The sequence below is a fragment of the Candidatus Angelobacter sp. genome, from assembly GCA_035607015.1.
Lineage (GTDB): Bacteria > Verrucomicrobiota > Verrucomicrobiia > Limisphaerales > AV2 > AV2.
The window spans coordinates 1-11,394 of record DATNDF010000236.1; the positions used below are offsets into that span (position 1 = coordinate 1).

The 11,394-nt window shown below is 58.2% G+C and carries 8 protein-coding genes; 7 read left to right on the forward strand and 1 reads right to left on the reverse strand.

Features of this window, described 5'->3' with window-relative positions:
* Positions 1–714: carbamoyl phosphate synthase small subunit (locus VN887_09715; GenBank protein HXT40288.1), on the forward strand; the 714-nt coding region annotated here is incomplete at its 5' end.
* Between the two features lie 79 nt (positions 715–793).
* A complete protein-coding gene (locus tag VN887_09720; protein HXT40289.1) occupies positions 794–1,315 on the forward strand; it encodes an FHA domain-containing protein in 522 nt (173 codons plus the stop codon).
* Between the two features lie 7 nt (positions 1,316–1,322).
* On the opposite strand, the gene hemB is transcribed toward VN887_09720, so the two are convergent.
* Positions 1,323–2,336 carry a porphobilinogen synthase gene (gene hemB, locus VN887_09725; protein HXT40290.1) on the reverse strand — a complete coding sequence of 338 codons (1,014 nt, stop codon included), beginning with the start codon at positions 2,334–2,336 and terminating at the stop codon, positions 1,323–1,325.
* A 76-nt stretch (positions 2,337–2,412) separates the two neighbouring features.
* On the opposite strand from hemB, the gene VN887_09730 reads away from it, so the two are divergent.
* The 5 genes from VN887_09730 (at position 2,413) to VN887_09750 (ending at position 11,294) form a co-directional block, all read left to right on the forward strand.
* Positions 2,413–2,994, forward strand: a complete 582-nt coding sequence (locus tag VN887_09730) for a DUF4230 domain-containing protein (protein HXT40291.1) — start codon at positions 2,413–2,415, stop codon at positions 2,992–2,994.
* Between the two features lie 95 nt (positions 2,995–3,089).
* Complete coding sequence (lptD, locus tag VN887_09735) at positions 3,090–5,378, forward strand: LPS assembly protein LptD (protein HXT40292.1); 2,289 nt, start codon at positions 3,090–3,092, stop codon at positions 5,376–5,378.
* Between the two features lie 308 nt (positions 5,379–5,686).
* A complete protein-coding gene (locus tag VN887_09740; protein ID HXT40293.1) occupies positions 5,687–7,960 on the forward strand; it encodes a hypothetical protein in 2,274 nt (757 codons plus the stop codon).
* Positions 7,961–7,984: 24 nt separating this feature from the next.
* Entirely contained in the window at positions 7,985–8,947 is a 963-nt protein-coding gene (locus tag VN887_09745) for an ABC transporter ATP-binding protein (protein ID HXT40294.1), read from the forward strand.
* A 655-nt stretch (positions 8,948–9,602) separates the two neighbouring features.
* The gene (locus VN887_09750) at positions 9,603–11,294 is read left to right on the forward strand and encodes an ABC transporter permease (GenBank protein HXT40295.1); all 1,692 of its coding nucleotides are present in this window, start codon (positions 9,603–9,605) and stop codon (positions 11,292–11,294) included.
* The last annotated feature ends 100 nt before the right edge of the window (positions 11,295–11,394 follow it).

Here is an 11,394-nt window from a genome sequence, read left to right on the forward strand (position 1 = left end):
GGGCTTGTTGGCGTCGATTACGTTCGCGAGGTGACTCACAAGGACACGTTTCTCTGGGATCCGGACGACAAGCACAGCGGGAATTTCGAGCTTATTCGGGGGAATTCTGCGGGCGACGCTCGCGCCGTTCGCGTTCCATTACGGCCGGCTGACATTCCAATCGTCGCCTATGACTTCGGGATGAAATACAACATCCTGCGCCGATTGCGCCAGCGCGGGTTCAAGGTGCAGGTCGTACCCGCGTCAACGCCCGCGGTCGAAGCGCTCAAACACAAACCTGCGGGGATTTTTCTTTCCAACGGCCCCGGTGATCCGTCGGCGCTTCCTTATGCGGTGCGGGCCGCGGGCGATCTGGTGGGAAAGGGCATTCCGATTTTCGGCATTTGCCTGGGCCACCAGATACTTGGCCAGGCGTTTGGAGGGAGAACCTTCAAGCTGAAATTCGGGCATCGGGGCGCGAACCAGCCGGTGAAAAATCTGGAGACCGGACGGGTTGAAATCACTTCGCAAAACCACGGATTTGCGGTTGACGCTGACACACTGTCATCGGACATCATCGTCAATCGCGTCAATTTGAATGACCAGACCGTCGAGGGCATGCGCCACAGGACCAAGCCCGTGTTTTGCGTGCAATATCACCCGGAAGCTTCGCCCGGGCCACACGACTCGACGCCGTTGTTCGACGAGTTTCGCTCGTTGATTGAACGTCAGTGATCCCTTCGGACGTCCTCCGACCTACAAACAGTTTGACTTGACGTGAGCGGTCAGGATAATGCTCCGAACCAACCAGCCTATGGCGAAACTTGTTGTGCTCAGCGAAGGGTTGACCGGATTGACCTACGAACTGAAGGTGGACAAAACCACCATCGGACGTCTTGAAGACAACGCCTTCCAGATCGCCGAGGCTTCCGTTTCCAGTCATCACTGCGAATTGGTTCAACGGGGCAACGACATCGTCGTCAAGGACCTCAATTCCACCAACGGCACTTTCATCAATGGTGAAAAGGTCACCGAGGCCGCTTTGAAGCCCGGTCAAATCCTCCGGCTTGGCCAGGTTGAAATGCGTCTGGAATCAGGCGCAGGGACAGCAGGTGGCGCGGCCGCGCCGGCAAAGAAACCGTTGGAAAAAACGATGGTGATTGGCATCAAGGCGCAGGACCTCGACAAGGGGACGCGCCCGATGAATTTCGAAACGAGCGCCAGCTTTTCCAAGAAGAGCAACAAGGCGAACAGGATTTTTATCGCGGTTGGAACCGTGCTGGTCGTGCTGATCATCGCGGTGTTGATTGTGGCTTATCTTCGCCTGAAGACCTGATCGGTTTTCAGATCCCGCCTTCCTTCAACCACAGCGCCGCCTCGCGGGCGGCGTAAGTGATCAGGATATCAGCCCCCGCGCGCCGGACGGCCAGCAGACTTTCCAGTACGACGGCGCGTTCATCGATCCAGCCACGGGCGGCAGCAGCCTTAACCATGCTGTATTCTCCGCTCACCGCATAGGCGGCGGTCGGGTGGCCGAATTCCTTTTTGACGCGATGGACGATGTCAAGGTATGCGAGCGCCGGTTTCACCATGACGATGTCGGCGCCTTCCCGTATGTCCTGGGCGACTTCGCGCAGCGCCTCGTCGGCGTTCGACGGGTCCATTTGATAGCTGCGTCGGTCTCCGAATTTCGGCGCGGATTCCGCTGCCTGACGAAACGGCCCAAAGAATGCCGAAGCAAACTTGGCCGCGTAAGACATGATCGGTGTCTCAATAAAGCCATTTCGGTCAAGAGCGGCGCGAATGGCGCCAACGCGGCCGTCCATCATATCACTGGGAGCAATGAGGTCCGCGCCCGTCTCGGCGTGGCTCACGGCGGTGCGGGCAAGCAATTTTAATGTAGGATCGTTCAGGATGCGAACGCCGGATTTGTCGCGGCGCACGATTCCGCAGTGTCCGTGGCTCATATACTCGCAGAGACAGACATCAGTGATGACGAGGAGCTCGGGCAGTTCTTTTTTCAGCAGGCGCACGGCCTGTTGCACTGCTCCAACGCGGGCATAAGCCTCGGATCCGCGTTCGTCCTTTCGATCCGGGATTCCAAACAACAACACGGCCGGAACGCCCGCTGCGTGTGCGCGCACGGCTTCCCGCAACAGTTCGTCCGGCGAAAGTTGGAAGACCCCGGGCATTGCTTCGACCGGCCGCCGCACTCTGCGTCCGGATCGGGCAAACAACGGGAGGACCAATTGTTCGGCGCCCAGACGTGTTTCGGAGACGAGGCGGCGTAAGGCGGGGAATCGTCGCAGGCGTCGGGGGCGATAGGTTGGGAACTGGCCGGCCAAAAACGAACTCATGAACGAAGCCTAGCGAAACCAGCTCGTGGCGGCAATCTAGTCTTTGCGTCCGCGGGTCGAAAAGTTATAGTCGTCCATGCTCAAGACGCGGCTTGTCATTGTCGGACTTTTGCTGGCGATTGCCGCAGGCGTGGTGCTGTTTGGCGCGTTGCTCTGGATCCGACAACCTCTTTTTCGGACGCCTCCGAAAATTCAAAATACTGCGACGATCCTCAAACAGGTCCAAACACTTTCGGAGTTGGTCACAGTCAAATACGTACTCGAAAAAGTCGTCATTCTGGAAGACGTCAAGTGGTATGGTGAAAACCGCGTCTTGCTCGTGGCTCACGGGATCGTGAAGGCAGGAGTGGATTTGCAGGAACTCAGGCCGGACGACGTGCGTGTCCAGGGAAACAAGGTCCTTGTCAAACTGCCTCCGGCCAGAATCACTGACGTCTATCTCGACGACCAGAAGACTCGTGTGGTGGATCGTGCAACGGGACTGTTGCGCGCGTTCGACAAAGATCTCGAACAAAGCGCCCGCCGCCAGGCGGTGGACGATCTGGCGCGGTCGGCGCGATTTAACGGCATACAAGGTGACGCCGAGGCGAGGGCGCGCCTCCAATTGGCCAACCTGTTCCGGCAATTCGGTCTGGAGGTTGAATTCGTCAGAAACTGAGAGCAGTCGAGCACGACCGACGGCTCGAGTGCGGTCGGTCCGGACAAATGCCGCTTGGCAAGACGTCATTCGTTTTGTTTAGCTGTGCGCGCCCGATGAAACGGCTGCTCTCCATTCCCCTGTGCTTTTTGTTGATGGCGCCTCTTTTGTCGGAGGCTGCCGAAGAAAAAACGGGTGATCCCGAGACAATTGACATTGAGGCAGTCAAACCGGGGGAAATCGAATACAACTATGAAAAGGGCGTGTGCGTCATCACAAACGACTTTGTGATTCGCTACAAAGGGGCCGTCCTGAGTGCGCAAAGTGCGCGACTGGACGAAACCAACGTGGTCGCCGAGGGCGCGGTCCATTTGCAATATGACAATCAAGTCTGGCGCGGCGAGCACGTACAATACAACTTTTTCACTCGAGAGATGAGCACGGGACGTTTTCGTACCGGGAAAAGCCCGTTTTTCGCCACGGGTGAAGGTCTGGCTGCGACTCCTTCGAAGCGCGTTCACAACTCCACGAATGCCGTCGATAACGCGACGAACGCCCCGGGCCGGAGCTATGGTGTGGACGCAAAGCAGATGAGTTACAGCGCTACCAACGCGTTTGTGACGACCGATGACGTCGAAACGCCAGGCTTCCGTGTGTGCGCCCGCCGCCTGACGATTGTTCCGGGAAAGTATTTTGTGGCCCGCGACGCCGTGCTCTATTTCGGGAGCGTTCCGGTGTTCTACTTTCCCTACTACCGGCGGAATTTTGACCGGCGCCAGAGCAGTTTTGATTTCACCCCCGGTTATCGCAGCGCCTACGGGCCGTATTTGCTGGGCGCGTACAACTGGTATTGGAATGAAAAACTCTACGGCTCGTTGCACGCGGATTACCGGTCGAAACGCGGATTTGGAGGAGGACCGGACGCGTTTTATGATGCCGGCGAACTTGGCAGTGGAACGGTGAGGTACTACCTGTTGCACGATCACCTGCCGGGTTTCATGGTGCTCACCAACGGTTATTTCGTGTCTTCGACCAACGGCCTGCCGATCGATCGGGAGCGTTACCGGCTGGATTTCGCCCATCAGGTGACCATCCGCACGAACCTGACGGCGGCTGTCGTCCTGCGGCAGGAGAGCGACCCATTCGTGGCGCGGGACTTCTTTGAAACGGAATACCGTGACAACACTCAGCCCGCTTCTTTCGCCGAGATCCATCAGCATTGGTCCAACTTCAGTCTGGACGTGTTCGCTCAGCCGCGCGTAAACGATTTTTTTGAGACGATTGAGCGACTGCCTGATGTGAAGTTTACGGGCGAACGGCAACAGCTGGGCGTTTCTCCCTTCTACTACGAAAGTGAGAGTTCCGTCGGCTGGTTCCGCCACACATACGCCAACGATTGGACAAACAATTTTTCCGCGACCCGCGCGGACACATTCCATCAACTGCTCCTGCCACAGACGTTCTTCGGCTGGTTGAATCTGACTCCACGAGTAGGGGGACGATTCACCGATTATGGCGAGGTGGATGGATTCGGGCAGACGAATCGAGAACAGCAACGCTGGGTCTTCAACACAGGCGCTGAGGTGTCATTGAAAGCCTCCCGGCTGTGGCAAGGGGCACAAAACGGGCTCTTCGACGTCGATGGTCTCCGTCACATCATCCAGCCGTCGCTGAACTATGTTTATGTGCCAACGCCGAACAAAGCGCCGCCTCAGCTGCCGCAATTCGACAGCGAATTGCAAACATTGCGCCTGTTGCCGGTGGATTTTCCGGACTATAACTCGATTGACTCCGTTGACAGTGAAAACGTGCTCCGAATCGGGTTGCTGAATAAACTGCAAACCAAACGGCACGACGGCGTCGAGAATCTCATCAACTGGTCGTTGTTCACCGATTGGCGCATCAAACCACGCCCGGACCAGAACACATTCGCCGATCTCTACTCCGACCTCGACTTCAAACCCCGCTCGTGGATCACCTTCAATTCGGAAACCCGTTTCGACCTTAATGACCGCCAGTGGCGGGAGGCAAACCACACATTGACCCTGTCCCCCAACAGCGTATGGAGCTGGTCGGTCGGTCATCGGTATTTGCGCAGCGACCCGCTCCTGGGGCCGGATTCGGGCAATAACACGTTCTTGAGCAGCTTCTATTATCGATTCAATGAGAACTGGGCCGGGCACGTGTTGCACCGTTTCGAGGCGCGAGACGGTACGCTGGAGGAACAATACTACACACTTTATCGCGACTTCAGAAGCTGGACCGCGGCTTTGACCTTTCGCGTTCGCGAAAACCGTATCGGCCCAACTGACTACGGTGTTGCGGCGACCTTTTCTTTGAAGGCCATCCCCCGTTTCAAACTTGGCGACGATCAGAACAAGCCGACGATGTTGCTCGGGGATTGAGTGAAGAACGCTTTTGACCGCACCGCCGTTCGCCGCCACGTGCCGATGGGTGGAGTGCAGATCCGGTAACGAGCCGGGCAATCTTCATTCCAGCCCACGTTTAGCAACGTGCCGCAGCGGCGGGGATCGAAGGAAGCTTGTGATTTTTCGTGAGGGTGATGGAGCGCGCGTTGTCAAACGTGTGAAGATTGAGCGGAAGAGCGGGGATGCCAGTCGAAGCACCGGATTGCCTGCGGCACATGAAAACAGTTCGGCATTGCTTCCGTCTCTCTGGCGGACTATACGCTGAGGGAACACGCAGACACAGTATGGAGCCCACACCCCAACGCCAGGCCAGAATCGACGAGACGAGGACGGCAAAGTGTGGGTCCCGCTGGCGCTCGCGCTGTCTTGCCGCAGGATTTATCGCGTTCTGTTATGGTGTGAGCCTGGCGGCACCGACGCGGACGGAGTTACAGTTCGATGTGTTCATCGGCTACGGCGGGCAGCCGACGGGCATGGACGGCGTCGCGCGTGAAGCGAACTGGTTTCCCGTGGCCGTCGAAGTGCAGAACGACGGCCCGCCGTTAAACGCGATGTTTGAATTGTCTTCGGGACAGATGGGTGGTGGCCAAACGCGGCGCGTGGCGGTGGAATTGCCGACCAACACAAGGAAACGGTTCGTCATTCCCGCCTTCGCCGGTTCCACCACTTACTCGACCTGGGACGCCCGTCTGGTGAACGAGCGCGGCAAGGTGCTTGCGGAGAAGAACGGCCTCCGCCCGCGCGGTCTGGCCTGGGAAAGCATCTTGCTGGGCGCTTCATCGCGGACTTTTGGTGGTCTCCCGAAATTTCCGGAACTCAAGAACAACAACAATCGTTCTCCGATGCAGCCGCTGGTTGTACGACTGCCCATCGAGCAATATCCGGATACCCCGATCGCCCTTGAAGGACTCGACACGATCTATCTGAACTCAGAAAAAGCGCTTGAACTCAAGGTGAACCAGGCGGCGGCCCTGCTGGCCTGGCTGCATGAAGGCGGGCATCTCATTGTCGGCGTGGAGCAGCCCTCGGATGTCAACGCCACCCCCTGGTTGCGTCCATTGCTGCCGTGCGGATTGACCGGCACAGTCTCGCTCAAGTCGAACCGCGAGATAGTCCAATGGTTGAGCACCGGTGACACACAGGATGCTGACTCTTACCGGTCCTCGTCTCAGCGGGTGAATCAGCGGCCCCGGTCGGCGGTGCCATCCCGACCGGTCGGTGACGTGGCCTATCCCGCCAGTTGGCTCGTGCCTGAGGCTGATTTCGAGCAGGTCGAGTTCCCGGTGGCGACGGGGACCATGCGCGACGGCAAGACCGTGCTGGCGCTCGAGGGAACGCCATTGATTGTCTCGGCGAAGCGCGGCCGCGGTCATATCACGGTCCTCATGTTCAGCCCCGAGCGCGAACCGTTCCGGTCGTGGAAAAACCGCGAATGGTTCTGGGCGAAACTCGCCTCGGTTCCGCCGAGCTGGTTCGGCCCGGATTACTTGAATTCGTACGGAGGCTGGAGCGTTGACGGTGTCTTCGGCGCGATGATTGACAGCCGCCAGGTGCGCAAGCTGCCGGTGCAATGGCTGCTGTTATTGCTGGTGGTTTACCTGTTGGTGATCGGTCCCGTGGATCAATACTGCCTGAAACGCGCCAACAAGCAGATGCTGACCTGGGTGACTTTTCCGGTTTACGTCGCGCTCTTTTCCCTCCTGATTTATTACATCGGATACAAGCTCCGTGCCGGCGAGACGGAATGGAATGAACTCCATGTCGTCGATATTCTGCCGCACGGGGAAACGGCAGAATGGCGCGGGCGCACCTACGCCTCGGTCTATTCTCCGGTCAACGCCCGTTACAAGGTCGTTGGCGAGCAGCCGCAGGCAACGTTGCGGGGGGAGATGATGGGCTTCTCCAGCGGCGGACAAGAGGGAAGCCGCGCAGATGTGCTTCAACGCGACAAGGGATTTGACGCTGAAATTTACGTTCCAGTATGGACCAGCCAGTTGTTTGTAAGCGATTGGGTGCAGCCGGGCAATTACCCGTTCAGCGCGACGGTTGAAGCCCGGGGAAGGATCTGGCAGGTCACCGTTGAGAACCACCTCGATCGCGAGTTGAAGGAACTCCGGCTCGTTGTTCGCGAGCGCGTTTATATGCTGGGAAATCTTCCACCGAACAAAATATCCACCTTTTCTGTGGAGCAGAGCGGAATGTCGCTGGGCGATTTCGTGATGCAGAGCGCGGTTCAGTTTCAGGCGGCCGCCGTAAGCCGGCAGAGGGCTTTTGGCGACGACACGTCGCGGCGACTGGAAGTGAATGCGACGAGCCTGGCCGCGATTTCATTCGCTTCCAAGATGATGAACGTCGGTCCATATCAGAATCCGCGTGGAATCGTCTGTCCGGCGGGACTGGATTTGACGCCGGTGGTCGAGCGCGGTGACGCGGTTTTGCTGGCGTGGGACCCCGGACACGCGCCTGCCAACGGTTCCCTGAACCGGTTCAAGACCGCTCGGAGCCACCGCGACACCTTGTTGCGTCTGGCTGTGCCGGTCGCGCAGCCCAGACTGTGAACTTTTAAACCGCCTCTTTCCACCATGTCCACAACCACTCCTCCTGCGGGCAACGTTCCCGCTGTCCAAACCTTCGCGCTGACGCGGGTGTACGGTTCGATGATCGCGCTCAACGCGCTGAATCTGACCGTCAATCGCGGCGACCTCTTCGGATTCATCGGTTCGAACGGCGCCGGCAAGACCACGACACTCCGCATCCTCGCGACTTTTCTTTCGCCGTCGAGTGGCACCGCTCAAGTGCTGGGGCACGACGTGGTACGGGACGCGGACGCCGTCCGCCATGTCATCGGGTACATGCCCGATTTCTTCGGCGTGTATAAAGACATGGAGGTAACCGAGTATCTCGATTTTTTTGGCGCGTGCTACAAAATCCCCTCTGCACAGCGCGAAAAAACGGTCAATGACGTGCTCGAACTCGTCGGACTCAGTGAAAAGAAAGGCGCGCTGATCGGTGCGCTGAGCCGCGGCATGCAACAGCGACTCGGCCTCGCCCGCGTGCTGATCCACGATCCCGCTCTGTTGCTGCTCGACGAGCCGGCCAGCGGCCTCGACCCCCGGGCCCGCATCGAGATGATGGCGATTCTTCAGGAACTTCAGAAGATGGGCAAAACCATCATCATCTCCTCGCACATTCTCAGCGAGCTGGAGACTCTCTGCAATCGGGTCGCCATCATCGAAAAGGGAAAGCTGATATACACCGGACCAGCCCAGGGCGTGCGCGACCAGATGGCTGTCGGCCGTGTTTTCTGGGTGAAAATTGTGGGCGACGAAGCAAAGGCGGTTGAATTGCTCAAGGCTCGCACCGAAATCAACCAGGTGGAACATGCGGAAGGCAGGCTCAAGGTGACGCTGAACGACCACGACACAGACCCGGGTTGTGTCGCCGACACTCTGGTGAGCGGCGGCGTGAAACTGATCGGCCTGGAGGAGGAAGAACTTGGATTGGAGGAAGTGTTCATGCGAGTAACACGGGGCGAGACGCAGTAGCCGGTGTCGGCGATAACGTGAATCAGTCAAGTCGTCGAATCGATCAATGGCAGCTTACGTTCTGTTCCGTGGGGATGATTCAAAAGGCCAGGGATAAATGACCTTCCTGCCTATTGTCGGGCGCGAGTTGCGTGTGGTGGCGCGGAGGCGAAGCACGGGTTTGTTCCGCGATTTTCACCGGCTGGCAGCCGGTGACACCACCTGCCCGCGACGAACGGCTGTATTCGGAATGCCGGGTCATCGGGTACTACGCCCGGTCGGTCGGGCTGCAATTCATGAGTGATTTGTGTGTGGCAGAATGCGCATTACGCGTGCGGAGTGGGACGATGCCGCCCGATCTGGAGACCATGCATTCCTTGCTTTGGATACTCTCTGATCGAATTCTTTCTATCGTCATGCCGTTTCCACGTGATTTCCAGATCCCCGCCTTGTCCTCTGATTGGAGTCATGATACCGGAATGGTTGGTCCAAATGACGGGCGAACCCGGCCCGCGAATGAGGTATCACCATGCGCTGCGCATGGAAATCCTGCTTGCGACATTGCAGTGCGGCGCGGCCGCAGTGGCCCTGGCACAACTGCGGTTGCAACTGGTGAAACGAACTTTTTGTAAAGGGCGCATTCTCATGAACATTCCGACGGAACACTTTGAATCTCATGACAGTCCTGCCCATCGTTGAGCGAGAGTTGCGCGTGGCCGCGCGACGGCGCGCCACTTACCGGATGCGCGTGGTGGCCGCGTTGGTGGCGATCGTCGTGTTCGGATGGATGATGTTGTCCTTTTTGCAAAGCGCGCCGTCCGCGCTTCACGGGCGCTATTTATTTCGAGCGTTGTTCGGTTTGGCCTTCGCTTATTGCCTGTTCATCGGAGCGCGGTTGACAGCGGATTGTCTGAGCGAGGAAAAACGGGAAGGAACACTCGGACTCCTTTTTCTGACCGATTTGAAAGGGCACGACGTGGTCTTCGGCAAACTGGCGGCGACCTCGGTGACTTCCCTTTACGCGCTGGTCGCAATTCTGCCGGTGATGTCGCTGCCGGTACAGCTCGGAGGTGTGACAGCCACGGAATTGTGGCAATCCGCGCTGGTGCTGCTGAATACCATCTTCCTGTCGCTGGCTTCAGGCGTTTTCGTGTCCACGCTGAGCCGCAACGAGCGGAAGGCCATGTTTGCCACGGTGCTGGTGGTGTTGCTGGCGGCGTTTGTGCCGTTTGTCCTGACGTTCGTGGCCGGCATGAGTTTTCCGGGCCTGTTCAACGGTCCCACAGACGTTTGGCCGATTCTCGCAGTCAGCCCCATTTATGCGTTCGGCTACGTTGTTACCAAATCCGCAGCTTTTACGTCGTTCATTGCGCTTCCTCCGGAAAGCTTCTGGTGGTCTTTATCACTGGTTCATTTGTCGGCCTGGCTGATGCTGTTGCTGGCGAGCCGCATTCTGCCGCGCATCTGGCAGGGGCGGGCCGCGAACTCGAAACTGGACCGGCAGCGTGAACGCATGGAACAATGGGCCTATGGCCGGGCGGAGAAGCGAAGAAGGCACCGCGTGCGGTTGCTTGCCATCAATCCGTTTCTGTGGCTGGTAAGTCGCGAACGAGGGAAGCCGTGGTACGTCTGGCTTTATGTCGTGTCGGTGACCGCGACCTGGATTTGGGGCTGGTTCAAATACGGCGACACGATGTTCGACAAAAACGTCATGATCGCCACGCTCTTTTTGTTCCAAACGTTCCTGAAGCTGTGGCTCGTTTCGGAAGCGTGCACGCGCCTTGCGGACGACCGTCGCATCGGCGCGCTCGAACTGCTGCTTTCCACGCCGCTCACGACGGGCGAGATGTTGTGTGGTCAATGGCTCGCATTCCGGCGGCAGTTCGCCAAACCCGTTCTGGTTGTGTTGGTCTGCGAATTCCTGGTCCTGCGGCAACAGTACACCGCTCGCATCGTGCTCGTGAACATGGTCATGCTGGTGGTTGATCTGATGGCGCTGGGATGGGTGGGCATGTGGCTGGGATTGACGGCGCGGAATCTGAACCGCGCCATCCTGGGCACGATCGGTCGTGTGCTCATTTTGCCGTGGGCAACGTTTTACGTCGGGTTGTTCGTGCTTGGTATTTTGTGGCCGCTCGTCGCCGGGCGTCCGTTTCAACCCGGCGTTCGATTTACGATTTATTTCTGGCTTGGGATCGGCCTGGCAACGGATTTTTTCTTCGGTGTCTGGTGGGCGCGCCGCCATTTGCTGAACGATTTTCGCTGGGCCGCAACTCAACGTTTCGATTCGGTCAGAATCGGCAGGTTCCGAGGAAGAACGTCACGCAAGGATGCGGCCGCGCTTCGATCTCCTGTGCCGGTGCCGTAAGCGGCCGGCTGCTTGCCATCAAGATCGTAGAAACGACGCCGGGTGACGACGGGAAACGCGGTTACATTTTCGCTGAATGACTTTTCTGCCCATTGTGGAG

Bases quoted from the DNA above. Each gene is read 5' to 3' on its own strand.
- VN887_09720 (HXT40289.1), top strand. From the start codon at position 794: ATGGCGAAACTTGTTGTGCTCAGCGAAGGGTTGACCGGATTGACCTAC.
- hemB (HXT40290.1), bottom strand. From the start codon at position 2,336: ATGAGTTCGTTTTTGGCCGGCCAGTTCCCAACCTATCGCCCCCGACGC.
- VN887_09730 (HXT40291.1), top strand. From the start codon at position 2,413: ATGCTCAAGACGCGGCTTGTCATTGTCGGACTTTTGCTGGCGATTGCC.
- lptD (HXT40292.1), top strand. From the start codon at position 3,090: ATGAAACGGCTGCTCTCCATTCCCCTGTGCTTTTTGTTGATGGCGCCT.
- VN887_09740 (HXT40293.1), top strand. From the start codon at position 5,687: ATGGAGCCCACACCCCAACGCCAGGCCAGAATCGACGAGACGAGGACG.
- VN887_09745 (HXT40294.1), top strand. From the start codon at position 7,985: ATGTCCACAACCACTCCTCCTGCGGGCAACGTTCCCGCTGTCCAAACC.
- VN887_09750 (HXT40295.1), top strand. From the start codon at position 9,603: ATGACAGTCCTGCCCATCGTTGAGCGAGAGTTGCGCGTGGCCGCGCGA.